The organism is Thainema salinarum CENA647 (assembly GCF_057732415.1).
Genome location: NZ_JBYJZJ010000015.1, coordinates 690452 through 716450 on the forward strand (window position 1 = coordinate 690452; position 25999 = coordinate 716450).

Consider the following 25999-nt stretch of genomic DNA (forward strand, 5'->3'; position numbering starts at 1 on the left):
GAATGAGTGAGTACATCCACAAGAGTCATAACGTAACAGTTTTGCTATACCACTTAGTGTTTCCAGCAAAGTATCGACGGGTTGTGTTTGATGAGCAAGTAGATGCGGTTCTGCGAGAGGTCTGCCTCGAAATCGAGAAACGCTACGAGGTGAAGTTTGTCGAAATTGGAGTGGACAAAGACCATGTCCATTTTCTAGTGCAGTCCGTGCCGACCTATAGTGTGACCAAACTGGTAACGATGCTGAAAAGTTTAACTGCACGAGAAGTCTTCAAACGATGCCCTCAAGTGAAGCAGAAACTTTGGGGAGGCGAGTTTTGGAGTGATGGATATTTTGCGAGTACAGTAGGCCGCCACGGGGATGAAGGAATGATCGCCAAATATGTTCAAGCCCAAGGCAAAGATTACCTCAAATTGCATCGGGATAATCAACTTGCTCTTTTTTGATTCTGATACCCCGTCCGCTTGCGGCGGGGTATTTCATTTAGACCCCAGAACTCCGCATCAGTTTCCACCTTTGGTCGTCGGGGTGCATTGGTTGGCAGCAGCGCAATGTAATCGTCCGTAAATAACTCATATACATCCAATCGCTGCGGACGAAAAATATCCATCAGCCCCACATCTGCCGTGCCGTTTTCCAGCGCCGCCTGCACCTCACCGTGGTTCATACAGCGGGTCATGGTCACCTGAATCTTCGGGTAGCGCTGCTTAAACGCCGCAATCAGCTGCGGCAGCCAGTGCGTTGCCAAACTGCGAATCGCCGCCACCCGCACCTGGCCAGCCTCCAGCCCCCGCACCTGCTGCGTCTTGTTCACCAACTGCTCCAAGTGCTGCAACATCTGCCGCGCATGACCGACAATCTCCGAGCCAATCGGCGTCAGCGTCGCCCCGTGCTGCCCCCGCGTGAACAACACTACACCTAGTTCTGTTTCTAAACCTGCGATCGCATGGCTAATCGCCGACTGCGTCAAGTCCAGTTCCACAGCTGCTTTGCCGAAACTACCCTGTTCCACCACAGCCACAAACGCCCGCAGCTGAAACAGCTTGATTTTTGACCCATTAACACTGCTCATGGGTCAACATTATCACCATCATTTGAAGGGTTTCGGTGTGGTGAATACGATTAAGTTAAGAAATTTGAGAGAGGTGCTTTGAATGTGAGGAGAGAGGAGAGAGGAGAGAGGAGAGAGGAGTGAGGAGTGAGGCGTAAATGAAAGTTAGGCGCTAGGGGTGAGGCAAGCGTCATAAAAGTGGCTCAGAATTAAGGTTATAGTCCTCACCTCCAAACCCTCTCCCGCAGGAGAGGGGAGCCGAGCCAAATACGTTTAATTCTTGTTCCCTCTCCCTGTGGGAGAGAGCTAGGGTGAGGGCCAATGCAATGCCTCCAATCAGCTCCCATAATCAACTTAACTCCTCACTCCTCACTCCTCTCCCTTCCCACTTCCACCAGCTTCTGCAAAACCAGATAACACCCAAGGATAAAACCCATGAATATCGGACTGCCCAAAGAAATTAAAGATCAAGAATTCCGGGTTGGCTTGACTCCGGCTAGTGTTCAGGCGCTTTGTCGGCAGGGGCATCAGGTCGTTGTTGAGCGTGGTGCGGGGGTCGGTTCTGGTTTTACCGATCAGGAATACATCCAAGCTGGGGCAACCTTGGTGACTGATCCTGCGATCGCATGGAGTCAGGCGATGGTCGTCAAGGTAAAGGAACCGCAGCCATCGGAATATCAGTACTTCCGTAAAGATTTAATTCTATTTACCTATCTACACCTAGCGGCTGAGCCGGAGCTGACCAAAGCTTTAGTTGAAAGTGGTGTACATGCGATCGCATATGAAACGGTGATGACCGCTGATGGTAAGCTGCCGCTGCTGACGCCCATGAGTATTATCGCTGGTCGCTTGTCCGTTCAGTTTGGTGCCCGTTACTTAGAACGCCAGCAGGGCGGTCGCGGTGTGCTGCTGGGCGGCGTTCCCGGTGTGGCTCCCGGTCGCGTGGTCATCCTGGGTGGCGGTGTGGTCGGCACGGAAGCGGCTAGAATTGCCGTTGGCATGGGTGCTCAGGTACAAATTATCGATCTGAATGTCGAGCGCCTATCTTATCTAGAAACGATATTTGGTTCTCGGGTTGAACTGCTCTACAGCACGCAGGCTCAAATTGAGGCATCTGTGCCAAATGCGGATCTGCTGATTGGTGCGGTACTCGTACCGGGACGCAAAGCTCCGACGCTGGTGAGTAAGGAACTGGTCGCGAAAATGAAGCCCGGTTCTGTGATCATTGACGTAGCGGTGGATCAGGGTGGCTGTATCGAAACCCTGCGGCCCACGTCTCACAGCCAGCCGACCTATATTGAATCCGGTGTGGTTCACTTTGGCGTTCCCAACATGCCCGGAGCGGCACCCTGGACAGCAACGCAAGCGTTAAACAATGCCACGCTGCCCTACATGCTGAAGCTTGCCAATAGCGGTTTAGATGCGCTAGTCACTGACAGCGCACTACGCCAGGGACTCAATATTTCCAAAGGAGAAATTGTCCATCCAGCAATCCAAGCTGCTTTTCCCGACTTAGCAGACCGCAAAGTAACGCAAAGTGCTCTGAATTAAAGCTTTACACTAGCTAGCAACATCTCGTTTAACCCTTATATGACTATGCATGCGGCGGCAGGTCAGCCTTCTGCCGCATAGTTTTTCCAATAACAGCGGTTCAACTAATCCCCACTGCTCGGTTCCCGCTGCACAACCGTCCCACTGTCGAACAATTCACCATTGCGGGTTAGGGAGCATTGCGATGTTGTGTTGTTTGGCACAAACAGCGCCCATTGGTTTTCACCCCGCTCATTGCTGTAAGTATAGCCCTCTGGATTTGGTTCCCGGATAGCAGATGTGTCTAGGAACACTACATTGTCTGAGCGGTCATAGAGCCTAAGTTTGAGCGTACTATCTGGAGCCTCTGGATCACCACTGCGATAGACATTCATCGCCAGTTGGCCACCATCACAGTAGGCAATGGTGAAATCTGCATTGGCGCGATGAACAATCAGTACGCTGCCTGCCACTATTCCAGTTGCAGCAACTCCCAGACCAATAAAGCGTTTAGATAAATTGAACATAAAACTAACTGGATTCTGATGTGAAACAGGTATCTAAACCTCAGAATTGTTTAAGCCTGATGTTTGGATGAATCTACACATTACCTATTTTTTTGCCTAAAAATATTAAAAAAAGTAAATATGTTCGGATGAATCTATTTTTGTTGATAATGACGCAAATGGCTCGTCTGGAGAGAGTTTCAGCGTCCTTGTTAACTCCTCAGTTATCTTCTCGCTTAATAACCTAAACGTCGGTGGTTTAGTCCTAAACAAGTTGGCACACTGAGCATGTTCGAACAGATGGGTCGGTGATCAAGGTGTATTGTGCACCGACTCATTTTCCTAGCCCCCACTATGTTCGTTTAGGAGTTTAAAATCATGACTTTAACGTATCGCGGTTGTCGTTATCAGCCTCAAGTAGCCCCCCTACCGATGGTTAAAAGCGAAACCGAAGTTGCGATGGCCTATCGCGGCATCCCCTCTACTGTGAAGCAGTACGAGTTCCAAACGTCCAAGCTAACCAATCCAAACTGGCGCACCATGCGTTTTTTGGGCAAAGTATATCTGGCAGCACCAACACAGATTATGGCGATCGCGCAGTAGCTGTTTTGGCGTAAAAGATAGATAAGGTAAATCAGGTAAATCAGGTAGATAAAGAAGGTGCGATCGCACCTTCTTTACCTGTTTACACAAAAACACCAAATCCAGAGTAGGCATGATGCCGCCGCAATTGCGGCGGCATCATGCTCTGCCTGAGCTTTACCTAGAGGATAGCCGTTTTACAACTAGCGCTTAAGCAACTAATTGCATACCAGCATCAGCCATTGAGGGCGTCAGATCTCCAGCCTGGCCGACTGAAGGCTGACCAAGAATCGGATCGGTGAGTTGGTCTCCTGTACCATTGCCATTGAAGCCACCTGTAGAGCCCAGATCCACATCAGGCACTGGAGTAGTAGGCGTAGTGGGTACAATATCCGGATCTAGATCAACTGAAGGCTGAGTAGGATCTTGACCGCCGATGATATCGCCACCAATATCGCCACCAACGTCAGGGTTAGTGATGATGTCGATATCTCCACCAACCACAGGCTGATTCGGATCTTGACCGCCGATGATATCGCCACCAATGTCACCACCGTTATCACCACCGATGACACCGCCATCACCGTCGCCGCCCATATCAGGGTCAGTTACACCGGAAGCAAGCCCTTGATTCTCGTACCAAATCAAGGAATTATTACCAGCAACCAGCAGATCGGCATCGGTATCACCATCTACATCGGCTGAAATGATGGAGGTTGCACCTGTAATCCCTGTCGAGAGCAAGTTTGCTTCAGAAAAGGTTCCAGTGCCGTCTTGATTTTCGTACCAGCTAATCTCACCTGTGGTCGTGGACGCTGACAGCACATCTGCATCACCGTCGCCATCGATATCCGAAGTGAAAACGGTTTCAGGATTAACAGCCGTATTTGTAATGACATTGGCAGTCCAGGTCGTACCATCGCCATTGGCATTTTCATACCAAGTAATGGTGTTGTTAGTTGGTGACGAAGAGAGGGCATCGGCATCACCATCACCATCGATATCAGCAGCAAGAATAGAACTTGCGCCAAAAGCGGTATCGGAAATCGTGGTTTGAGCGTCGGAGCTGAAGAAAACGTTTGCCATATCGTCGTTCAGAATGATTCCAGTTTGTTGTTCAGTTGCGATGATTGCTTCACTTGAAGAAGCATTGGAAAGAGTGACGTTAAACAAATCCGCGTTTTGCAGTCCGGGTTGCTCAACTTCTGGGATTTCATCACCCGCCACCTCGACCGTAATTGTCTGGACTGCTTCTCCCGCAGCAAAGGTAACTGTTCCACTCGGAAATGTACCGCCAAAGTCACTTTCATCTGCAGGCAGTTCCCCATCTACAACTGCCGTTAGCACCGGGCTATTGACCGTGTAGTCTACTGTTAACTCATTTGTCGTATCGCCAGTGCGTACAACCTGAAATGTAAACGGTGTAGTGCCGCTATCGCCTTCTAGTTGTACAGCGTTTTGGGCGAAAAGGTACACGTTAGACATTGCTTTTTTCCTTAATTAAGACAAATTTTGACAGCAATAATTTGGCAGCCTGAAACAGGAGAAATAAGCGCTATTCCTCTGCGTTCAACCAATTTGAATTGGTTGAATCAAAATATTCCATGCTTGAAAAATACTGATTCTGGAAGCCAAATTAATTCAAGAAGATCACTTTCAGAATTTGGGACAGAGCGCAAGTGCCAAAGCAAAGATTATGCAAAGGTTATTAGATTGATTTGAAACACCTGCAAAATTATCTGAAAGAGCGTTTTGGCTTTTAATCTCTGTGGGTCTAATTCCCCGTGGCTTGCCACGTTAGTGGTAGCGCGGGAGTGCGTCCCGAAGGGCAAATTCCGTAATGCCCCGTCCGCTTGCGGCGGGGATAGGAATTTGAGCGCCCCGCGAGATTTACTTGTCATTCCGACATTGAAAACTGTTCATCATGAGCACCCTAATGTCACTGGGGAAAAACTAACAGGTTGCTCCTGAGCCGTTCCTCTACCCAAAGGAGTAACGTAATCTTTATCGCGGCTGTCATGGTTCTACAGTGATGATGATTGAAATCGCCTGTAGAAACAGGGATTTAACAACACTAAGTATCATAGGCAATCTAACCAAAGTGACATATTGCAAATAAAAAATTAGGAGGAGTATTTCAGTCTTGAGACTGTAATTACTCCTCCTAATCTCTACACCCCAAAAGTGAAGAATTCGATTATAGCGCTCACGAAATCAGCTCTTACATATCAAAAGTAAAAAAGTCGATGATAGAGTTCTCAACTAATTTGCAAGACAAGCAATGAGAAACAAAGTATACACATCTACTTCATCTATCACTAAATTTTTAATGCTTTTCCTCCCAATCAATTACCAATTTGCCTTGCTGTATCTGATTCGTGATCAACTCGCGCACCAGACCCAGCTCTTCTACAGAGATTTGGTGATCAGCACGGATCAGTTTCTGGATCGTTTCCGACTCAGCAGAGGTCAGCTTGCCATCAGCAGTTGCGCGTTCAATTACGGCCTTTAACTTATCAAGCTGTTCTTGTTCCTGTACCGTCAAAGCTGGAGCATTCGGATGTTCAATTTGCATAAGACAACCTACCTTCAGTTATGGCTATCACACTGGTGATGATTACAATTTGTCAATTTGGCTTAATTGGTTCCGAAATGTTGGTCGTGATGGGTGAAGTGTATTGATGTATGACTGGTGTAATTGAGCACTCATTCAGTTGGGAACTCATTGCGATCGCAGATTTTTATTTTTGACAAATCTCCAAGAGGCGCTCTCTACGTGGTATTGTCATCAACATAAGCACTGCATCAATCAGTCATTGATCACGAATCAATCACGAAGTCAAGTATCAGGAGGACATATGGCTGAGTCGGTTTATATAGCTCAAATTTTCACGAGCAGGTCATAAGCACATTGACGGTATTAAAAGCTGTGGCAGCACCTCCTCTACTGAATGGACTGTGAAGCAGAATTCAATTCAGGGACGAAGCTGCAACGCGGTACGCTACAGGCTTTAGTACAGGGCACGTTTTAGTTGATCGACAGATAATCAAAGTCATCTACCACATTGTAGGAAAATTGGTATTTGGCTCTGTTTCTAGTGTCCTACTATCGTCTGCTAATGCAGCATTTTTAAGAGACTTCTTAACGATGTGTGTGTTCTCTCACATCTTGTACTCAAACCCAGAAGGGTTAAGTTTGCCGCTTCAGGTTTTGAAGTTACAAGATGAAAGATATGTGTTCTATGACCTGCTGCACTTCAACATTTAGGTCATTTTTAGAACATATTGCACAGGACACATCAAGTCATGAATTTATACCAGTTAGGCTGGAGCAAAACATTTGCTGCTGCTTTTGAATCCTTTAATGGTAAGGGATTTACCGTTGGGCGCGTTGCGTCCGAACACCGCGATCGCTATCAGCTTTATACCGAACAGGGCGAGCTACCAGCGGAAATCACGGGCAAACTCCGCTATCAAGCCGAAGAATATCTGATCAGTGATGAACCTATGCGGCCTGCAGTCGGTGATTGGGTGGTGATTGAACTGCTCGATCAGGCGACTCACGCCATGATTCATCACGTTTTGCCGCGCCGCAGCCAGTTTTCTCGCAAAGCTGCCGGGCAGCGCACTGAAGAACAGGTGATTGCCGCTAATGTCGATACCGTATTTCTAGTATCGGGATTAGACCATGACTTTAACCTGCGGCGAATTGAGCGCTATCAGGTACTAGCCTGGGAAAGCGGCGCAAATCCGGTGATTGTGCTGAATAAAGCCGATCTCTGTGTAGATCTACCTGCTCAGTTGCAGGCTGTATCTGCGATCGCACCTGGCGTCGAAATCATTACCCTGAGCGTCTTGACTTCCGAGGGACTTGAGGCGTTACAGCCCTACCTGCGACCGGGTCAAACCGTTGCCCTGCTTGGCTCATCGGGCGTTGGCAAGTCAACTCTGACTAATCAGCTCATGGGGCAAGTAACGCAAGAAACGCAAGCGGTGCGGTCAAGTGATAGTCGCGGGCGTCATACAACGACTCATCGGCAATTACTCTGCCTGCCGTCAGGCGGTTTGCTGATTGACACACCGGGAATGCGAGAGCTACAGATCTGGAGCGACGAGTCCAGCGTGCAGCAGACCTTCGAGGATATCGAGGAACTGGCAACGCAGTGTCGTTTTCGGAACTGTCAGCATCAGGATGAACCCGGTTGTGCTATACAGGCAGCAATTTCAGAGGGCTGGCTAGACTGCGATCGCGTTGCGAGCTACCAAAAGCTAAGCCGTGAGCAAGCGCACCTCGAACGCAAGCAAGATCAACGACTACAGGCCAACACCAAAGCCCGCTGGAAAAAGATCACCAAGCAAATGCGACAGCATTACAAGCAACGGTAACTATCTAGAAAAAGTCATTAAGCTGCCGCATCGCGGCGGCTTAATGACTTCCTTGAGTTTCGATACAAGATAAAACAAGGTAGAACCAGCGCAAAATCCCTGAACCATATTTAGTCCTCAGCCCTCATACTCATAACCCAACACCTAAAACCTAAAACCCAATCCTCATTCCACCAATTCCTGCTAATTGCTCCCAAAATCGGCTAGATTTAATCTCATCACCGTTTCTTAAGGTGACAAAGGAGTGTTGTTATTCGTTGAATCATGATGTCAGTGCTTCTCTAACCCAGCTTTACCAGGACGTAAATGCTCAGATTGCTTCATTTCAGGCGGCAACTGGGCTGCAGTGTCCCCCCGGTTGTGGCCAATGTTGTGAAAATCCAGAGGTTGAATCCTCTCCCTTGGAGATGGTGCCGATGGCGCTAGAACTCATTCGGCGAGGTGACGCGGCGGCTTGGCTCGAACAGGCTGATGCCGCAGGAGTTCCTAGCCGATGCGTGTTCTATCAGCCGGATGAACATGTGGCCGGTAACGGTCGCTGCCAGATGTATATGTGGCGACCCTCTATCTGTCGGTTGTTTGGCTTTGCAGCCGTCACCGACAAACTAGGTACGCCGAAATTAGCGGCCTGTTTCAAGCACAAGCAGGTGTATCCCGATCAGGTAGCAATGGCCCAGGTTGCGATCGCAAATGGTCTGCCAGTACCTCAGTTTGCCGACTGGCAAACGCAGATTGCCAATGTAGATCCGCACTGGGGCTATCAGCGGATGCCGATTAACCAAGCGCTGAAGATCGCGATTGAGCGGGTCAGCTTGAGCTTGGCCTACGAAACCCAGAATCCAGGCAATGCCGTACCGTCAACTGAGCTGTCAACAGAAGTGAAGCCGACAACAGAATCTGCTTATGAAGCTTTAGACTGATTAAATTTGTTGGATGTCACGTAGGGGCAAATGGCCATTTGCCCCTACCAGGCAGCGATTATTCAAGTCATCTAAAGCTCTTGCGCGTCTGGCGGCTGAAACAGTTCAATCAGGGCTACCGTACCGACAAAAAAGGTATAAATGCTATATTTCAGCGGCGACTGATTCCGGGGAGCCGCATAGAAAACTGCGATCGCAGCTTCAATACCGTGGCTAATTAGGGCAAATCGCTCAATGTAGAAGAGAATCGTCAGTCCCTGAATTGGAGCATACAGATTCCACAGCTCTAGCCCCAAAGCGCTGGTAATCAGCACCGTTGAGAGCACTTTGATTAGGCTGCTAAAATTTTTATCGAGTTTAAACAGTGTCGGCATCAGGGTCACATTCCTTAGACTCTGTATTGGCTAACGCTTTCTACCTTACGTGTTTCATGAATCAATGGCTACTGAAAAAACTGCTAGGCATTTGGCTGGGCTACGATAGGTTGGCTTGGTATAACCAGCTTGATTGGCATCAAGCCATTTCAACGTTTCAGCAGCCAGAGCTGAGTTATCCAGACTACTACAGTTCCCAGAACTTTCACGGTATTCGCGAGGGATATCTAAATCCAATCGCCGCCATTACCTACGATCCGGTGACGAAACTGGCCTCTCCTCCCCATGAAGGTTGGCTGCGGCGTCAGCTCCTCACTATGATTAAAGGTCAACCCCAGCAGATTCTAGATCTGGGCTGCGGCACAGGATCTTCAACGCTGTTGCTAAAGCAGGCTTTTCCAAATGCAGCGGTTGTGGGCCTTGACCTGTCTCCTTACATGCTGGTCATGGCAGACTATAAAGCGCAGCAAGCGGGGCTGGAGATTCAGTGGCAGCAGGGTTTGGCCGAAGCGACTGGCTGGGAATCGACGGGAGCAGGTCACTTTCTTGAGAGAAAAATTAGAGTAAGACTGTAGCGATATTTTGAGGGTGCTCTAATGACGCCAGCGGAACACCAAGAACTCTTACAGTGCAGTCAACGCATCGCGGAACTACTGTACCAGGAAGCCTGTGAGCAAAACCAGCCGATGGCAAATTTGGGAGCCATCGAATCAACGGTGCGCGCTCAAGTGCAAGAACACGTCACGCCAGTCATTGGGGAGTTTTTTGCCAAACCGTTACCGGCACCGACGAAGGATATCCCCGCCAACTAGAGAGCATTCTGGGCCGGTTATCCCTCAGTAGTGAACAGGCCAAACAACTCGGTGTCCGTCCCCGACAACAGGTCAGCCCTTATTTAGAGCTGTGCTGTCTGCGCCAAAGCGCAATTGTTTCTTATGCCCAAGCGGCGATTGAAGTAGAGGTGCAAACGGGACGACGGGTGAGTGCGAAAACGCAGCAGCGGTTGGAGGCGCGCCATGACTTCGAGCTGCCCACGAGTGAGGTCCCGGTTGAGCAAATGAGCCTGGATGGCGGCATGATTCGCTTGCGCACGCCGCTGGGGGAAGCGGCTGAGTGGCGTGAATATAAAGCCTTGAATTTGGGTGAGCAGCATCAGGGCATGGCCTGGTTCAAAGACAACGAACACCTGATTGAGTGGGCAAATGACCTCCCCTTAGCCCCGATAGTGGACTGCCTGGGCGATGGTCATGATGGGGTTTGGGGCATCTATGCCCAGATTGGCAACGACCACCAACGTCACGAAATCCTCGATTGGTTTCACCTGATGGAAAATTTGCATCAAGTCCAAGCCACTCCAGAAGCACTCGAAACCGCTCGCAGCTTTCTTTGGCAGGGACAAGTAGACGCTGCTATGAATGTGTTTGAGGTGAGCGAGTCGGAAGCAGCACGTCGCTTCTGTGGCTATCTAGAGCGGCATCGTGACCGCATCCCCAATTATCGTTACTACCAAGAAGAAGGGTGGCCGATTGGCTCGGGGGATGTTGAGTCCTGGGTGAAGCAAATTAACCAACGCACGAAGATCCCTGGCGCTGCCTGGAACGCTGAGCGGGTGCCGCAGGTTTTAGCGCATCGTTGTGCTTACCTCAACGGCAGGCTCTCACCTCAGAGATGTTTTTCTCTGTAGAAGGTGACCTACTCCCGAATCGACTCGGTTTGATCTGGTAACGGCTTCGTTCCTGTTTCACGAGATGCCGCCTGCTGCCAGTCAGGCCGTTTTGCGGGAGAGCTGGCGGTTGCTCAAACCGGGGGGACAAATCCTGATTCTAGATGGCAGTCAGCGGATACTGCGGCATCTAGGCTGGCTAATTGATTTATTTCGTGAACCTTATTCACGAGTGTACGCAGCGGAATGCGTACAGGGCTGGTTAAACGCAGCGGGATTTGCGACCGTGCGATCGCACCACCGAGGACTGATTCACCAAATTACAACCGGCCATCGTCCACATCATTGGTAGTGATATTCGGGTAATGATTTTGAGGACTACCCACATCATTAGCTGGCAAATAGTTGTAGTCCTTAGGAGCGTGAATTAAATAGCCTGTCAATCATTCCATCCGTAGGGACACGGCATTGCCGTGTCCCTACCCCAAAGATTTCGCCTTATTAAATTCACGCTCCTTCGAGAGCCGTTATTGCAAATTATTATATTGCCACCGGACGCGGTGCTAGCATACTCCCTGCAAGGGTTTCGTGCTTCAGATCACAGACCTGAGATTTCCTGAGTTTCCTCCCAAAAGCCTCGACAAAGACCATAGTTTTTCCGTAGTGACGGCTACAAAATCGATTGTTAGTTTGGAATCGTCCGATGTTAAAGCCCCCCAACGGAGAAACAATCTATGAACGGTAATCTCGAATTCTTGCTTAATCTCATTATCAGCAATCTGTTCCCTGAAGCGCCCCCGATCGATAATTTAGGCGACGTTTTCTTTGGTGATGACGGCAACGACCAGTTTGTTGGAGGAGATAAACAAGATATCTTCTTCGGAGGAAAAGGAAACGACAAAATTGAAGGCGGTGACGAAACTGACGTAGCCTTCGGTGGTGCAGGTGACGACACTATCGTTGGTCAGCGCGGCGACGACGTTGTTGCCGCCGGTGCAGGTGATGACCGCGTGATCTGGAACAACGGCGACGGTAGCGACCTAATTGATGGTGGTTCTGGTTACGATGTCTCTGAAGTCAACGGTTCCAACAATAGTGGTGATGAATTCACTCTTCAGCAAAACGACAAGGGACAAGCCATTTTCGACCGCGTCAACCTCGGCCCCTTCACCCTGACTCAAGACAGCATTGAGCAGATGGAAGTCAATGGTCTAGGCGGTGACGATTCCTTTACCATCGGTGATTTGTCTAACACAACTATCAAACGCATTCTATTCTCGGGTGGAGACGGTAACGACGTCTTAGATGCACGAGAAAGTGCAACACCGATTGAAGCCGATGGTGGTGCGGGTGATGACCTGCTGCAAAGCGGTTCCGGTGCTGACAACCTCAAAGGTGGAGACGGTAACGACACCATCGTTGCTCAGCGGGGCGATGATGTGATTGATGCGGGTGACGGTGACGATCGCGTGATTTGGAACAATGGCGACGGTAGCGACCTGATTAATGGTGGCATGGGCTTCGATGTCTCTGAAGTCAATGGTTCCAACAACAGCGGTGATGAATTCACCCTCCAGCAAAATGACCAGGGACAAGCCATTTTCGACCGCGTTAATCTCGGCCCCTTCACATTAACTCAAGACAACATTGAGCAGATGGAAGTCAACGGCCAAGGTGGCGACGATTCCTTCACTATTGGTGACCTGTCGAAAACCACGATTGAAAAGGTCGTATTCTCGGGTGGAGACGGGAACGACGTCTTAGATGCACGAGAAAGTGCAACACCGATTGAAGCCGATGGTGGTGCCGGGGATGACCTGCTGCAAAGCGGTTCCGGTGCTGACAACCTCAAAGGTGGAGATGGTAACGACACCATCGTTGCTCAGCGGGGCGATGATGTGATTGATGCGGGTGACGGTGACGATCGCGTGATCTGGAACAATGGCGACGGTAGCGACCTGATTAATGGTGGCATGGGCTTTGATGTCTCTGAAGTCAATGGTTCCAACGCTAGCGGTGATGAGTTCACCCTCCAGCAAAATGACCAAGGACAAGCCATTTTCGATCGCGTCAACCTCGGCCCCTTCACCCTGACTCAAGACAACATTGAGCAGATGGAAGTCAACGGCCAAGGTGGTGACGATTCCTTCACCATTGATGACCTGTCGAATACTACGATTCAGAGCATCTTGTTCTCGGGTGGAGATGGCAACGACATCTTGGATGCCGGGAACACCGCAACGCCCATTGTAGCCGATGGTGGCGCGGGCGATGACATCCTGATCGGTGGTTCCGGTGACGATATTCTGATCGGTGGCGACGGTAGCGACCTGCTGATCGGTGGAGCTGGTAACGACATCCTGATTGGTGGCAACGGGCCGGACAGCTTCGGCTTTGACAGCGGAGCACTGTTCAATCCTAGCGATATCGGTACTAACCAGATTCAAAACTTTGATGCGGCTACCGATAGCATCATCCTGGATCAGACGGTCTTCGCCGCCATTACCGGAGATAGCTTTAGCTCAGACTACTATGGCATGGTTGCTACCGATGCTGAGGCTGCTTCGAGTGATGCGTTGATTGTCTACAGCATGGGTTCGGGTAACCTGTACTACAACCCTAATGGTGCTGAAGATAGCTACGGTAACGGCGGACAGTTTGCCGTGCTTGAAGGTGCGCCAACTCTAACGGCTGATAACTTTGTTGTTCAACCGTAGATATCTAGCGATAAGTGTCTAACGAATCACTGTTTGCATGACTAATTTCCAAACTTCATCATGATGCAAGTGTGGACGACAGCAAAGCTGCCGTCCACTTTTCTATAGCTATAGCGGTTTTAGATAAGAACGAGAGAGGAGAGTGCCTCATCTTGAGGCACTCTCCTCTCTCGTTTTCTCACTCTTAACTGAAATTACTATATAGCCATGTTGGTTGGACGTTTGTGTCCTAACAGAACTGACTACATCAAAACCTTGCGAAACGGTGCGTTACGGCTCCGCCTAACACACCCTACAGCTACAGCATCGTGTAATTTCAGTCATCTACTGACTCACAGATTGCACCTAATCAATGAGAAATCAAGTATTCCGAAAGGTTATTTTGTTACCATCATACGGCAGCGAAATAACCTTTTGGGGTTCTAGTACAAGCTATGAGTTGACTTAATGAAAAATGCGATCGCACTTCTCCTAATAGGATTCGTAGGTGCGATCGCACATGGTTAATATTGGAGCAGGAGCGCTGTTCTACAATTTGAGCGATTGAACATTCAGATCCTTCAATGTAATTGAGAAGTGGCGCTGTTCACCTGTTGCAATGAAGGACACAATCACCTCACAGGCCACAGCAACCGTTAGCATCACCAAATTGCGAGCTAGCGGATAATCACAAATATCATCATTCACATCTGAAGGAACGCGATAATTGTCATTCCAAATTACTTCCGCATAATCAGCCGCAAGTCCCGCATGAAGACAAGAAATTTCAGCTTGATCAGCATAATCTTTCACTACCTGACGTGACACACTATTGTCGAAAACATCAACAATTAATCCGCTGCCTTTAAGCAATTGAGCAACGTTATCTACAGTCAACTTTTTAGTTTCAACTTCGACCTTTGTGCCAATTGCTCGATACAGATTATTTGCTACAATTTTGGCCTTAAATGCACCGATATCAGAACGATAATACGGCTGATTTGAAAGATTCCGTTCTTCAATGCGATCGCAGTCAATTACCTTGAGTTTGCCGAACCCAGCCCGAGCCAAATTCTCAGCTAGATTGGCACCCAAAGCCCCCACACCACAAAGGGTTACGGGATAGTCCTTCAGCTTTGCCATCACCGCATCGGTTCGGTAAAGTTGTTCATGGAGAAAGATAGTCATAGTCCTTCCATCACACCCACTAAGGATTGCAGGTCAAAATCGCGATCGCGCCCGCTCAAGCAAATACCAGAGCTGACTACCGTTAAGTCATTTTTTGCGATCGCACTGGTATGGCGAGTGCCGTCAGCCATTGTCCAATCAACTGTCCAGTACTCACCCCGATCCCGGAACTGGTGCAGTTCACCGCCGCCAAGTTTGAGCGCTTGCCGCAGTCGTCGCTCGTCGCGCTGCGGTTGGGCAAATCCGGCTGTGCGCTGCGTGACTAACTCATATAGCGATCGCATTTCGGGCGTCATGTCCTTAAACTGCAACTCCTCAACCGGAGTGAGCTGCTTGAGATTAGCTTGCAGGGTTTCTGCGATCGCCGGATCAGCCCGCCGATCAACCTCTTCAAACCAGCAGGACTGACCGTTCCAGCGAGCCGTGATTTGCTCAAACGCCACGCCTTCTGTCACCAGATGCACCAGCACGGGCTTAATAACTTTGAACCGCTGCCGCATATCCGCTTCATTAACTGGATAAGCTAGCCAAGTTTGATTCTGTAAGCGATAGGCTAACCGCAAGCGAACCGATTGAAACTGCTGCAAGTACGCAGCAATCTGGAATAGATCAGCTTCTTCTACTAGCGTTACGGTCTGCTCGTCCACAGGCTGAAAAATCCCCCATCCCTCAAACTGCTGGGGTTTCGGGATGAAGGTGTAAACCATGCCTGCAACCCGCGTGCGGACTCGTCCAGCTTTGACACAGGGAGCCAGGAATTGAGTTTTTTGCAGGTGTGCTTCAGCACTGGCAATCTGATTCAAAAGCTGGCGGATGTCAGTCATAACGCAAAATTTCGCGAACTTTCATTAGAATTTGGCCCAGTTTGTTCTTGCCGCTGCCGTCTTTGCCACAGCCCCAGTAGTAGTCAATAGGGGAATTTTCGACGATTAGTTCATTCCCAGTACTGAGTAAAATTTCTTGAATATCGGCATGGGTGCTAAACTTTTGCAGCACCGCTTTATGCATCACTTCATCCTTGACTTGTTCCCAGTCGGAACGAAGTGGCAATGTGCGATCGCGCCCCATGTTGGCAGCCTGTTTGGGCGTTTTGGTTTGCCGTACCTTATCTAGATAAGGAGTACCGATAAACTTTTGCGCCTGAAAGTAGTGTTCACTGGTTGCCCAATACAGCTCATCAAGCATAAAGCCATGCGCTGAGAAATTGGAGAAGCAACCGTAGGGTTTTTCTCGTTCAACGTAGAAGTAAATCGTCATGGTTGCTCCCTATCCTTGTCTCTAGCTAATACAGAGTTCGGTTAAAACCCAATTTATTGTTTGAGCAAGCTTGCTCAAACAATAAATTGGGTTCTTATCACGGACTTAATATAATGTCTGCGTGCAAGTTTTTAGAGCGTTGCACGTTCTCAGTTACTGGGGGGACTCCGCTGGTGAGTTCTTACACACTCTTTTAAGGATGGCTACTTCTAAGCCGACCTCCCAGGTTCTTCGCACTCCCTGTTCACACGCGCCCACTGCATGGCAGCGTCACGTTTCCTCTCGTACTCGTATGTAGGCTCCACAGGTCAGGGCACGCAGGATGTATACTACATTATACTACAAGCAAAATAATCACTTTTCGGATGATTGTTCAAGGGGATTTTGGTAAATATTCAGTCCCAAACAGGACATGCGCCCTCAAATAGTTACTGGATTCATTCCCAACCCAAAAAGAATGTATGGCAAAAATACACGCGTACTAATCCTGTCTAGAGAGAGACGGCAACGCGCAATTAGATACGTTACAAGGGAAATGGAAAGATGGGAGATTAAACATGCCTGTAAAAGAGCTACGTAAGAGCGCCATGATGGCACATTTGCTAGATGCGTTGGATGCCGACCAGGATATTCAACATTATGGAAGACTTGTTTTTGCGATGGTCGCGCACCATTTTATGGACGAGGAGGAACTAGTAAGCTATCTGCAAAAAGGTGGACATATCAGTGAAGCAGAGGCTCGATCGCTTTATCAGCAGGTGCAAGCAAAAGACTACAACCCACCCAAACGCGATCGCATTTTGGAGTGGCAGCAGCAACAAGAGTTTGCCATCTGTCCCAATGCCGATGATCCAGATGCGTGCAATGTCTACAAAGATCTGCAATTTCCAGATCAAGTGTATGAACATATTTCAGAATATTATGAGCAGAAAGCGACGTAGTAAAAGCGGCTTGTTCGACGATTTGCCGTCTCATGCTTTGAATCTCTGCGGGTTCATTCCTCGCCGCTCTGCGGCGTAAAATGCGGGGATGAGCGAGTACATCCATAAAAGACATAACGTTACAGTTTTGCTTTATCACTTAGTGTTTCCAGCAAAGTATCGACGGGCTGTGTTTGATGAACAGGTCGATGCAGTCTTGAGAGACATCTGCCTAGAGATCGAGAAGCGATATGAGGTCAAGTTCATCGAAATTGGAGTGGACAAAGACCATGTGCATTTTCTGGTGCAGTCGGTGCCAACCTACAGCGTGACGAAACTGGTGACGATGATCAAGAGCCTAACAGCTAAAGAGGTGTTCAAACGCTGCCCTCAGGTGAAACAACAGTTGTGGGGTGGAGAGTTTTGGAGTGATGGTTATTTTGCAAGTACGGTGGGCAAGCACGGAGATGAAGGCATGATTGCCAAGTACGTCAAAAATCAGGGCAATGACTATCTCAAATTGCACAGAGATGATCAATTGACTCTTTTTTGATTCTGATACCCCGTCCGCTTGCGGCGGGGTATTTCATTTAACTTTAGTAGTCATCTGACTATTTAGAAGAGCGGAATCATGAGGCGGTTTATCTTGACGGTGAGGTGAATGGAAACGCGATCGCAGTTGTCACTACAATCAAGGATATAGATCTTGAATCTCTCGCTCTTAGCACCAATCCTGAATTTTTAGCCATCATTCAAAATGCACGGCAAGAATTTAAAGCAGGTAAAAAACTATCACTAGAAGAAATGAAGCGAGAAGTTTTATGAATCGGGTGAGATTTTGTATGGCTGTTAATTCTGAGCTGGCAACTTGTAAAAAGTGTTTCCACCTTGATAAATATAAAATTCTTTATCAGCCGTTAATCTAAAAAAGACTTCAATTCCAATCCATGATTTAAACCAATATGAATCCAGATAGTTAGGATGTGGTGTGATGATCCCATGCTGACTCAGCCATACTAAAATCTCTGAATTAGTCCAGCCTTCCCAATAACACCAAACAGCATCAGCTTGAGAGCATAAGTCGATTAGCACAAAATCTTGCATTCAAAATTTCTTCAAAGAATTCAGAGTATAATCTGAAATTATAACTAATATCCTAATCTTCTATTCGCTTGCCTGCCGCCAATATTGTGTTGTTTGATCAAAAAATGATTGAGCTAGTTCTTGATTTCGAAATGCTCGTTTTGGAATCAAATATGCTCCAGCATCTTCAAAAAATATAAAAATGTAGCTAGAGCTTTCAGCTATTCGAACAATACCCGACCAAGACGTGAAAAGCTCTTTAATGGAATTGTTTGCTCGAATTCCATCAGGCGATAAAAACACCGTGAATTCACCAATTGCTCCTGGTGTTTTATGAACTCTTGCGTTTACCATCTGGTGCCTTCTCCAGAAGTAAAAACAAGCATTTATGGCAAACCATGTTACAGGCATGATTACGAGCAAAAATACATCTAAAGTTCTTAACAATGCTGAGAAGAACGCACCGATTAAGAAAATAATTGTAAATAAACCAAATAAACTTCCAGCCACAGCAGAGCGCACGGAGGGAACGTTCCACATCGCAAATTTGTAGAATTCCCAATGATCCTTTGCTGTAAGTGTAAATTGAACATCCCTAGTTCCAACTTATTTTGTGTCAGCGTTCCTGAGCAATGGTCTTCTGCCATTCAACGATGAGGCAATCAGCCAATTGCGAACCCAGTTGTCGTGATAGCGGAAGCCGTTGAGTTGCTCAAAGGGGCATAAGCACCCGCCCATTGCTTTGCGAGTCTTGCGACAAAAGGGATGGAAGTTCCAGAGTAAGGCCATCGAGCGCACCGACTGTTCCGCCGAGTCCCAGAATCCATGAAAATCTTGCATGGCATACAAGATGCGGTCAAGATAGTTCATCGGACGGTCAACCTGATTGCTGGTGCGATAGGCGTCAGGGAAGTCAAAGGCGCGTTGGAAGACGTGAGATTTGTCGTTGAGGCGTCGCAAGCGAGCGTCAATGGCCTGGGGCAACGCGTGGGTGTTCACCCACTCCAGCAACCGACGCAACCGTTGAGCAAAGTGACGTTTGCTCTGGCCCCGATACAGATGCCAAAGCTTGTCGGCTAGTTGCTGACCCAGGACTGGTTTAGAGCGGCACCCATCGCGAATTTTAATCACCTCATGCAGGAAGCACAGAATCCAGACCAGGCCAGGGAATAGCTCCTCCCAAGCGGCTCGGGTGGCCTCCCAACCATCAGTCGTCACCGTCTCGGGCGCATAGTCGGGAACATGATGGGCAGCTTCCTGCTGGAATACCCCATAGGCTGCGGTTAATCCATCCTGACCCGCATTGGCACTGAGACTGGCTCCCAGGACGCACCCTTGCGCCGCTGTCACTGCCAGATAGACTCGCTGCCCGTGCCAATCACAATGCTTCTCATCGGCAACTAGATGGGGGGGAGCGCCGTTTCCCTTTTGAGGGTACTGCCCACAATCGAGGCTCGACCGAACGACTGACAGAGCCGATACCAGTGCATCTCAGAACGGCCCAGCACATAGGCAATCCCCTCATACGACAGGCCATGCTTTCTTAAATAGAGCGCTTTGTCGGCCATCTCCGCCGTCTCGCTCATGTACGGCATCACCAAATCGGGACGCAGTTGATAAGCCTCTCCGGTACTCGGCAGCAAAATCCGCCGGGTCTTGAGCTGTTGACGAGAGGACTCGACCCATCCGTGAAAGCGATAGCCTGCCTCAATCCCGTCGGGAAACAGTTCCGGGTGGGATGCGATCTGCTCGTTGAGATACTGGCGAAAGGCTTCCCGGTCTTCTACTAAGACCTCGTAGTCAAGGTCGTCTGCAATGGGCAGACAAATCGTTTTATCGCCTGCTGTGCCACGCTTGCGTCGTTGCTGAGCCATCGGCTTTGGCCTGCTGAACTCTCTGCCTCAATTCTACTCAACACAAACTTGGGTGGAACTAGGAACATCCATTAGCCTATGCCTACCGGAGCTATTTGCGGGATTTATAACATATTGCCCATTCAGGCTTCTTTTCGACCGCAAATAGCAAATGAAGTCAAGACAGTTTAAATCGACACTCCAGCAACATAGCAAATTAGAAAGGGCATCCCTACAGTACAAGACTAAAGTGCGAAGGCTGAGCAACAACTCGCACTCAACTCAGCACTCGATTGGATATGCCCTATTCTAACTTCACTTATCCATCCGCACAGGCAGCGGCGTGTCCAGAATCTCCAGTAGCAGATCCAGACGAGAAGGCCGCGTTAGCAGTGGGACAAGGTTCGGCAAGCTGTAGTAGTCTCCCGCGAAGGTAAACGTTTCTACAGGTGCTTGCTGCTGCTTCAGTTGGCCCTCCAGCCAATTGTAGTAGCTGCCCACACGGACAATCACCACATTCGGCATCACCGCCAGCTCTCGGCAGTAGGTCTTGTAAACCTCACCGAAGTATGGAGCCGCATTTTCGCCCTCGTCCGTCACGATGATGATTTGATCCACCACCTGACGCTTCTTGCGCATGGCCTCCAACGGCGCACCAATGCTGGTTCCGCCGCCTGCCTTAATGTGCTGGAATGCCCGATCCCAATCGGTCAACTCCTTACCTTGGGCAGTGATAGGATAAGGAATGTTGTCGAATGCATAGACAAACAGGTCAGCCTGGGTAATTCCAGAGATCAGCGCCGCTAGCTGCTTACCAACTGCGATCGCATTTTCCATTGAACCTGACTTGTCCACCAGCAGAGCCGTTGGACGGGTAATCATACCGCGCCGCTTCACCTGCTCATTTGTTACCTTCTCCAGCCGAGCTACGGTTTCGTCATCGAACTCGGCTGCATCGGCAGCAACCTGAGCCTTGAATGCAGCAACTCGCTTACCTTTGGCAGCCTGATCAAGCTTGGCATCAATCAGCGCCTTCACCTCTGGGTGATCCATTGCGCCTCTTGCCTTGAGTGACTTGAGGTTGTTGATCACCTCCTGCGGCGTCATGCTGTTGATCAGCGCGACTAGCACAGTTGGAGTCAACTGCTTGATAGCACCAATTGCGATCGCATAGGGCAACTTGAACTCGACGATTAGCCGTGCTTGCTCTGCTGCGCTTTCGGCCTTAGCAAGCTGCTTCAGCACGTCTGCCAGCGAACCCACTGGAGGCTGATCGCGGAACAGAATCGCATTGGCCCGCTCATTCGGCTTGATGTGTAGTGTTGCATACAGGTGCTTCATCGCCTTGCGGCCCCGCAGCGCCGCCCGGTCAAATAGAGCAGGATTGCTCTCTCGCACCTTCAGATACCGCTGCACGGCAGTTCGAGCAGAACGAGGCACCTTATTGCGCTGCTGCTTCATGAAGTCCACCACCCGCGCCACTTGGTAAGGTGGGAACTCTTGCAGCATGACGAAGCCAGCATCCCGGTGCTCCGTCAACTCGCTGGTTAGCAAATGCGCCAGAAACACTTCCTTGTGGTCACGCACGTCGCCATTGCGCTGATACCAAACCGCGAGATGACCGTAGAAAATCGGGTCAAGTTCTACAATTAGCTGGTGGATCTCGGCCACTTGCTCCAGCTTGCGGTGCGGAGTGGTTAGCAAGCTGTTGAGCATTTCCAAACGTAAATCCCGTTCAGTGTTGTTCATGAAACCTCCTTAGAGAATTTTGGATTTTGGATTTGCGATTTTGGATTGGAATGTGACCTCCAAAATCTAAAATCCAAAATGAAGGAGGCAGATGCTGCACGCAACGGTGATGAGTCACCGCGCAAGTTACAGAAGCTAAGTCAGTACTGAGTTACAAGTGCTGAGCTGCTTGCTCAGTGCTCATCCCTCATCCCTCAGTCCTAACCTTTTGCCTGCTATGGGTCTCAGGCTTGCAGCGTACATCCCACTGTACGCACCAGTTTGTGTTTTGGTAGGGTATGTAAGCTTCTGCGATCGGGGCGCGGCAACAACTGCCAGTACTAAAAGATCACTTCGTGCAAGTCGAAAAAGCTGTTGTTTCATACACAGGATTCGTAGCTTGCTTCCGCGAAGCGGTACCTATGACTGATCGATCCAAAATCGATTGCTCTACCACTGAGCCAGTATGTAAGCTTTTGGGGTTAGGGCACGAAGTGGGAATTAAGAGCCTATCCGAAAACCTCAGATGAGCGAAATGTGATGACCGCACTGGCAAGTTGTAAGAACGCCAGATAGTTTTCGGGCTTCTTCTCCCAGCGGATCAACAGACGGCGAAACCGATTCATCCACGAATGAGTCCGTTCGACCACCCACCGTCTGGCCCGATAGTTGGGAATGTCGTGAATCACTAGGTCACCCTCGTTTTGAGGCGGAATATGCCCTTGATAGCCCCACTGCTTGAGAATCTGGCGCACCGAGTGATAGTCGTAGCCGCGATCCAGACAGAGATGTCTTGATTCCTCGTCCTCCACATCCGGTGGCACCAGCGGTTGAGCCTCTAAAGTTACCTCAACAAGTTTCATGTCATGCCGATTAGCGGGTGCGAGCACAAAGGCCAGTGGGATGCCGTTGCCATCGGTTAAAACCGAGCGCTTGGTGCCCAACTTGCCACGGTCAGTCGGGTTGGGGCCTGTCTTTTTTTCCCCCCAGTGGTGCTTTGACCATCGCACCATCCATCGATTGCCAATGCCAGTCCACTCCTTGAGTGCGGGCATACTCCATCAATCCCGCCTGCCAAAAGCGAGCAAACGTGCCGTTGGTTTGCCACTCTTGAAAGCGGTCATGCACCGTACTGGAGGCCCCTAAACACCGAGGCAACGCATTCCACTGACAGCCGGTGCAAAGGATGTAAAAGATCGCATCTAAGGCTTGGCGATCATCCATGCGAGGGCGGCCTCCCTTAGGCTTGGGTGGCTCCTCTGGAATCAGAGGATGCAGGCGCTCCCACAGCTCATCGGGCACCCGATAACGAGGGTCAATTTCGACGGTTGAACGAGGAGGCGTCACGGTAGACATCTGGGACTGCTCCTATGGCGACACCTTCACCTTAAGCACTCATCTCTCGAACAACATCGGTTTTCGGATAGGTTCTAATTAATTTGATTCAGTTTTTCTTGAATTATTTTGATTTCGCGCTTGTTGCACTGTCGCTTATGGGCAGCATAGAGGTGATTACTAGAATGTTTAGATTCTGGTGTAACCGTAGCCCGATGTAGTACATCAAACACAATTTCAGTTGTTGGTACATCTTGATAGGTAATCAAATACCAAATATCATCAATTTTGCGATACTGATGATATGCATCTAGATTCAAACAATCCAACTGCCGATTTGGCTTGGAAATTGAATCTACAAAAGATGTTGGATCAATATCCTTTACATCACAGAGAATACCTGTTTCAGAATGAACATAGAGCTGTAATTGATAACTCCGTGTTAGCCGATATCCTCCATCTGATTTCCGATAAGGAATACCATCAATTAGTTCAACATGTCGCTCAACGTAATGCCACACATGGCTCAGGATATGCTGTCCCGATAATGTACTGGTGTCTAGCTGCTGACATAGTTTGCTGTAGACATCGTTCCACGGTTGTCCAACCTGCGATCGCAAATATCGACGTAAGGGAGCAAGATGATCTGAGAAATACTTCGACTTATTTCTAGGTTTAATTAGATAAGGTCGGAGTAAACCATCTTCGCTTGCTTCTTCGGTTAGTTTGTGTAATTGTTTCTTAAAGCCTTTCACTTTTCTCAGGCTTATTCGCATCCCATATCGAGGACGCTCAATCACAATTTCACTTAAACGATGTTCGCTCATGGTTTGAAGTTTCCAACCTACAGACTGGTTTCCCAGTAGTGTGCAAGCTTTGCAAGTCAGAGTACGGAAATGATTGGTGAGAAGCGCTTTCATGCAAGTCAGCAAAAGCGATTGACAGCTTACGATCGCTCTTACCAACAAAGTTGGCAGTGGGCACGTATGCTAGATCTGCGAGAGACCTAGAATCACACTTCGCTGGTTCGATCGCTCGAACTTCGCTACCTTAGGATCGTTATTCGTGTGTATGCTTCTGCGGTCGGGGCACGAAAGAGATCTTCTTAGCCGTAAACGGCTTCCGGACGAATAATTAAATCCCCGCTGGGACGGCGATCCACAACGTAAGCAGAGAGCCGATTCGTATGAACATCCAAATGCTGAGAAACACGCTCTTTTACCGCAATGTCGTTCATACCAGTTGTAATTCCCAGTTGAGTTTCGGTCACGTCAAATGAACGACCTTCAAAGCGAATATGAACCATTGCTGTTACCTCCTTTCATCGAATAGGTGAGGCGTGAGAAGCGAGGCGTGAGGCGAGTTTCAGTAACTCAGCATTCAGCACTTTCTACTCAGCACTAAATTTCTGGGTTGCTTCATCTGGGGATAAATTTGGATATAGGAGTGGTGCCCCTAAATCTCAGTTCATCCCTAAAATCAGCAATGCCAAATTTGGGGTGACTGACGAGAGTTGAACTCGCTAACACTGGTGTCACAAACCAGCCCCTCCACCGCTTCGGGTTCAGTCACAGTGGATTCTGGTCGGATTTGAACCGACATCTTTCTGCTTGCAAGGCAGATGCTTTCCCAATTAAGCTACAGACCCAAGATGAGAGTAATATCCAAATCCGTGTGTAAGAACTCTGTTTATTTTTTGTGAAATGCTTGCTTAGTAAACATTTCACAAAAAATAAACAATGGGTTTTTAACCGGATTTTATATAAATGTCGTGCAAGTTGAAAAAGCTGTTGATTCATACACAGGACTTGAACCTGCAATCGACTGTTCTAGAGACAGTTGCCCTACCATTAGGCGAGTATGTAAGCTTTTTCGATCAGGGCACGACAACGCACAGACGAGGATTTGAACCTCGAACTACGGTTTTGGAGACCGTTGTGTTGCCGTTACACTATCCGTGCAAGAGAGGATTAAGCGCTGAGGGCTGAACGCTGAGTGCCAAGTGAAAGTTGTGAAATCGACTTAGCTCCTTTGCGCTGTGTTGATACTACAATAATACGTATACTACAAAACGTCAAGGGATATACTACAACTTTTTTAGAAGACGACCAGTTCCTTATGAGACAAGGATTTGAAGGCAGCATCTTGAGCTGACTGTATCTACTACAAATGTTTTTGTATGAATTTCTGCCGTGAGTAAAAGGTGCGATCGCACTATGCATCACACCTCGTAGAGGCAAGCAGACATTTACCCAGTGCAGCATTGCCCCCATTTTTGCCCACTTTGCAATCTTTATCTGCCATTTGATACGGTTAACTCAACCAAACCAAAGTAGTATGGTCGCAAGCAAGTACGGTGGTGAACAATGGCAGACGAACTCAGGACATTCAAGATTGATTCTGAGCAGTGGCAGGCGTTCGAAGAGAAGGCAACCGCTAACGGCACTACTGCATCAGAGCTGCTGGAGAGCTATGTACAGCAGTACATAAGCGATGATCCAGATAGTGAGTCAGACAGGGTTGATCAGCGCATCAATGCCATTCTGGAACAGCGTTTGGAAGGCTTTGGCGCTCGCTTGTCACAGGTCGAACAACGCCTAAATGATGATGCAGCTCATCCAAGTCAACATATCGGTGAAGGTCTAGGCAATATAGACAAACATTTGGATCAGCATTTAGGTGATATAGACGAACACCTGGTCGCCTATCTCGATAATCCGAACGAAACTGAAAAGAAGTCTCACCTACCAAGACAGGCTGTAGAAATTCTAAAAGATCGCCAAGGCGAGCAGCGACCATCTCAACGTCAAAAAGACAGTAACCGTTGATCTCAATCAGATTGAGTGACTGATATTTGTGCGATCGCGCTTTTCTACATGGGATCTATCAATGGATCTGCTGGTGCGATCGCGCTTTTCCTACATCAA

Annotated in this window: 28 protein-coding genes, 3 tRNA genes, 1 pseudogene and 1 other annotated feature; of the genes and pseudogenes, 13 read left to right on the forward strand and 19 right to left on the reverse strand. The window is 48.7% G+C overall.

Features of this window, described 5'->3' with window-relative positions:
* Positions 1-2 precede the first annotated feature (2 nt).
* Entirely contained in the window at positions 3-446 is a 444-nt protein-coding gene (gene tnpA / locus AC286M_RS04800; RefSeq protein WP_488202591.1) for an IS200/IS605 family transposase, read from the forward strand.
* Here the strand turns inward: tnpA (AC286M_RS04800) and AC286M_RS04805 are convergent.
* A complete protein-coding gene (locus AC286M_RS04805; RefSeq protein ID WP_488203299.1) occupies positions 428-1072 on the reverse strand; it encodes a LysR family transcriptional regulator in 645 nt (214 codons plus the stop codon). The two genes, tnpA (AC286M_RS04800) and AC286M_RS04805, sit on opposite strands and share 19 nt — an antisense overlap.
* A 414-nt stretch (positions 1073-1486) precedes the next feature.
* Here AC286M_RS04805 and ald point away from each other — a divergent pair, with 414 nt between their 5' ends.
* Entirely contained in the window at positions 1487-2602 is a 1116-nt protein-coding gene (ald, locus tag AC286M_RS04810; protein ID WP_488203300.1) for an alanine dehydrogenase, read from the forward strand.
* A 104-nt stretch (positions 2603-2706) separates the two neighbouring features.
* Here the strand turns inward: ald and AC286M_RS04815 are convergent, their stop codons facing one another.
* Positions 2707-3108, reverse strand: coding sequence for a hypothetical protein (locus tag AC286M_RS04815; protein ID WP_488203301.1), 402 nt, complete (start codon positions 3106-3108; stop codon positions 2707-2709).
* 357 nt (positions 3109-3465) lie between these two features.
* Between AC286M_RS04815 and AC286M_RS04820 the strand changes: the two genes are divergently transcribed.
* Complete coding sequence (locus AC286M_RS04820) at positions 3466-3690, forward strand: DUF4278 domain-containing protein (RefSeq protein ID WP_488203302.1); 225 nt, start codon at positions 3466-3468, stop codon at positions 3688-3690.
* 189 nt (positions 3691-3879) lie between these two features.
* Here AC286M_RS04820 and AC286M_RS04825 read toward each other — a convergent pair whose 3' ends face one another.
* Together AC286M_RS04825 and AC286M_RS04830 are read right to left on the reverse strand one after the other, a co-directional pair.
* The gene (locus AC286M_RS04825) at positions 3880-5154 is read right to left on the reverse strand and encodes an FG-GAP-like repeat-containing protein (RefSeq protein WP_488203303.1); all 1275 of its coding nucleotides are present in this window, start codon (positions 5152-5154) and stop codon (positions 3880-3882) included.
* An 841-nt stretch (positions 5155-5995) separates the two neighbouring features.
* Positions 5996-6244: a hypothetical protein gene (locus AC286M_RS04830; RefSeq protein ID WP_488203304.1), complete on the reverse strand. Its 249-nt coding sequence runs from the start codon at positions 6242-6244 to the stop codon at positions 5996-5998.
* Between the two features lie 731 nt (positions 6245-6975).
* Between AC286M_RS04830 and rsgA the strand changes: the two genes are divergently transcribed.
* A complete protein-coding gene (gene rsgA / locus AC286M_RS04835; protein ID WP_488203305.1) occupies positions 6976-8055 on the forward strand; it encodes a ribosome small subunit-dependent GTPase A in 1080 nt (359 codons plus the stop codon).
* A gap of 257 nt (positions 8056-8312) precedes the next feature.
* Positions 8313-8975, forward strand: coding sequence for a YkgJ family cysteine cluster protein (locus AC286M_RS04840; protein WP_488203306.1), 663 nt, complete (start codon positions 8313-8315; stop codon positions 8973-8975).
* A 71-nt stretch (positions 8976-9046) separates the two neighbouring features.
* Here the strand turns inward: AC286M_RS04840 and AC286M_RS04845 are convergent, their stop codons facing one another.
* Positions 9047-9349: a hypothetical protein gene (locus AC286M_RS04845; protein WP_488203307.1), complete on the reverse strand. Its 303-nt coding sequence runs from the start codon at positions 9347-9349 to the stop codon at positions 9047-9049.
* A 56-nt stretch (positions 9350-9405) separates the two neighbouring features.
* On the opposite strand from AC286M_RS04845, the gene AC286M_RS04850 reads away from it, so the two are divergent.
* The 4 genes and pseudogenes from AC286M_RS04850 (at position 9406) to AC286M_RS04865 (ending at position 13729) form a co-directional block, all read left to right on the forward strand.
* Positions 9406-9924 carry a class I SAM-dependent methyltransferase gene (locus AC286M_RS04850; protein WP_488203308.1) on the forward strand — a complete coding sequence of 173 codons (519 nt, stop codon included), beginning with the start codon at positions 9406-9408 and terminating at the stop codon, positions 9922-9924.
* Positions 9925-9945: 21 nt separating this feature from the next.
* A protein-coding gene (locus AC286M_RS04855; RefSeq protein ID WP_488202786.1) for an ISKra4 family transposase occupies positions 9946-11033 on the forward strand; the annotation gives its coding sequence in 2 pieces (ribosomal slippage) (positions 9946-10117 and positions 10117-11033; 1089 coding nt in all).
* Between the two features lie 31 nt (positions 11034-11064).
* Positions 11065-11364: pseudogene (locus tag AC286M_RS04860) on the forward strand (class I SAM-dependent methyltransferase); the annotation flags it as partial.
* Positions 11365-11746: 382 nt separating this feature from the next.
* Positions 11747-13729: a calcium-binding protein gene (locus AC286M_RS04865; protein WP_488203309.1), complete on the forward strand. Its 1983-nt coding sequence runs from the start codon at positions 11747-11749 to the stop codon at positions 13727-13729.
* Positions 13730-14257: 528 nt separating this feature from the next.
* On the opposite strand, the gene AC286M_RS04870 is transcribed toward AC286M_RS04865, so the two are convergent.
* Genes AC286M_RS04870 through ybiA form a run of 3 tightly spaced genes read right to left on the reverse strand, consistent with a single transcriptional unit; the run spans position 14258 to position 16153 of the window.
* The gene (locus AC286M_RS04870) at positions 14258-14896 is read right to left on the reverse strand and encodes a HesA/MoeB/ThiF family protein (protein WP_488203310.1); all 639 of its coding nucleotides are present in this window, start codon (positions 14894-14896) and stop codon (positions 14258-14260) included.
* Positions 14893-15720, reverse strand: coding sequence for a hypothetical protein (locus tag AC286M_RS04875; RefSeq protein WP_488203311.1), 828 nt, complete (start codon positions 15718-15720; stop codon positions 14893-14895). Before AC286M_RS04875 ends, AC286M_RS04870 begins: the two co-directional genes overlap by 4 nt.
* Complete coding sequence (ybiA, locus tag AC286M_RS04880; RefSeq protein ID WP_488203312.1) at positions 15713-16153, reverse strand: riboflavin biosynthesis intermediates N-glycosidase; 441 nt, start codon at positions 16151-16153, stop codon at positions 15713-15715. The genes AC286M_RS04875 and ybiA overlap by 8 nt, the downstream gene beginning before the upstream one ends.
* A 158-nt stretch (positions 16154-16311) precedes the next feature.
* Positions 16312-16394: a sequence feature (23S ribosomal RNA rRNA prediction is too short), on the reverse strand.
* A 316-nt stretch (positions 16395-16710) separates the two neighbouring features.
* On the opposite strand from ybiA, the gene AC286M_RS04885 reads away from it, so the two are divergent.
* From AC286M_RS04885 to AC286M_RS04895, 3 genes are all read left to right on the forward strand, one after another.
* Positions 16711-17094, forward strand: coding sequence for a hypothetical protein (locus AC286M_RS04885; RefSeq protein ID WP_488203313.1), 384 nt, complete (start codon positions 16711-16713; stop codon positions 17092-17094).
* An 88-nt stretch (positions 17095-17182) separates the two neighbouring features.
* Complete coding sequence (gene tnpA, locus AC286M_RS04890) at positions 17183-17626, forward strand: IS200/IS605 family transposase (protein ID WP_488203314.1); 444 nt, start codon at positions 17183-17185, stop codon at positions 17624-17626.
* Positions 17627-17730: 104 nt separating this feature from the next.
* Entirely contained in the window at positions 17731-17898 is a 168-nt protein-coding gene (locus AC286M_RS04895) for a hypothetical protein (protein ID WP_488203315.1), read from the forward strand.
* 24 nt (positions 17899-17922) lie between these two features.
* On the opposite strand, the gene AC286M_RS04900 is transcribed toward AC286M_RS04895, so the two are convergent.
* The 11 genes from AC286M_RS04900 to AC286M_RS04950 form a co-directional block, all read right to left on the reverse strand.
* Positions 17923-18177, reverse strand: coding sequence for a hypothetical protein (locus AC286M_RS04900; RefSeq protein WP_488203316.1), 255 nt, complete (start codon positions 18175-18177; stop codon positions 17923-17925).
* A gap of 60 nt (positions 18178-18237) precedes the next feature.
* The gene (locus tag AC286M_RS04905) at positions 18238-18696 is read right to left on the reverse strand and encodes a YcxB family protein (RefSeq protein ID WP_488203317.1); all 459 of its coding nucleotides are present in this window, start codon (positions 18694-18696) and stop codon (positions 18238-18240) included.
* Positions 18697-18762: 66 nt separating this feature from the next.
* Entirely contained in the window at positions 18763-19506 is a 744-nt protein-coding gene (locus tag AC286M_RS04910) for a hypothetical protein (protein WP_488202632.1), read from the reverse strand.
* 50 nt (positions 19507-19556) lie between these two features.
* Positions 19557-20030, reverse strand: a complete 474-nt coding sequence (locus AC286M_RS04915; protein ID WP_488202633.1) for a hypothetical protein — start codon at positions 20028-20030, stop codon at positions 19557-19559.
* Between the two features lie 294 nt (positions 20031-20324).
* Entirely contained in the window at positions 20325-21758 is a 1434-nt protein-coding gene (locus tag AC286M_RS04920) for a vWA domain-containing protein (protein ID WP_488203318.1), read from the reverse strand.
* Positions 21759-22246: 488 nt separating this feature from the next.
* Positions 22247-23093, reverse strand: a protein-coding gene (locus AC286M_RS04925; protein ID WP_488203319.1) for an IS5 family transposase whose coding sequence is annotated in 2 segments (ribosomal slippage) — positions 22247-22717 and positions 22719-23093 — 846 coding nt in all. Because the reading frame shifts where the segments join, the coding sequence is not laid out codon by codon here.
* 74 nt (positions 23094-23167) lie between these two features.
* On the reverse strand, positions 23168-23899 hold the full coding sequence (locus AC286M_RS04930; RefSeq protein ID WP_488203320.1) for a hypothetical protein: 732 nt from the start codon (positions 23897-23899) through the stop codon (positions 23168-23170).
* 278 nt (positions 23900-24177) lie between these two features.
* A complete protein-coding gene (locus tag AC286M_RS04935) occupies positions 24178-24378 on the reverse strand; it encodes a hypothetical protein (RefSeq protein ID WP_488203321.1) in 201 nt (66 codons plus the stop codon).
* Positions 24379-24567: 189 nt separating this feature from the next.
* A tRNA-His gene (locus AC286M_RS04940) sits at positions 24568-24644 on the reverse strand.
* Between the two features lie 2 nt (positions 24645-24646).
* Positions 24647-24720: transfer RNA gene (locus AC286M_RS04945), tRNA-Ala, on the reverse strand.
* Positions 24721-24962: 242 nt separating this feature from the next.
* A tRNA-Trp gene (locus tag AC286M_RS04950) sits at positions 24963-25033 on the reverse strand.
* 405 nt (positions 25034-25438) lie between these two features.
* On the opposite strand from AC286M_RS04950, the gene AC286M_RS04955 reads away from it, so the two are divergent.
* On the forward strand, positions 25439-25900 hold the full coding sequence (locus tag AC286M_RS04955; RefSeq protein ID WP_488203322.1) for a hypothetical protein: 462 nt from the start codon (positions 25439-25441) through the stop codon (positions 25898-25900).
* Positions 25901-25999 lie beyond the last annotated feature (99 nt).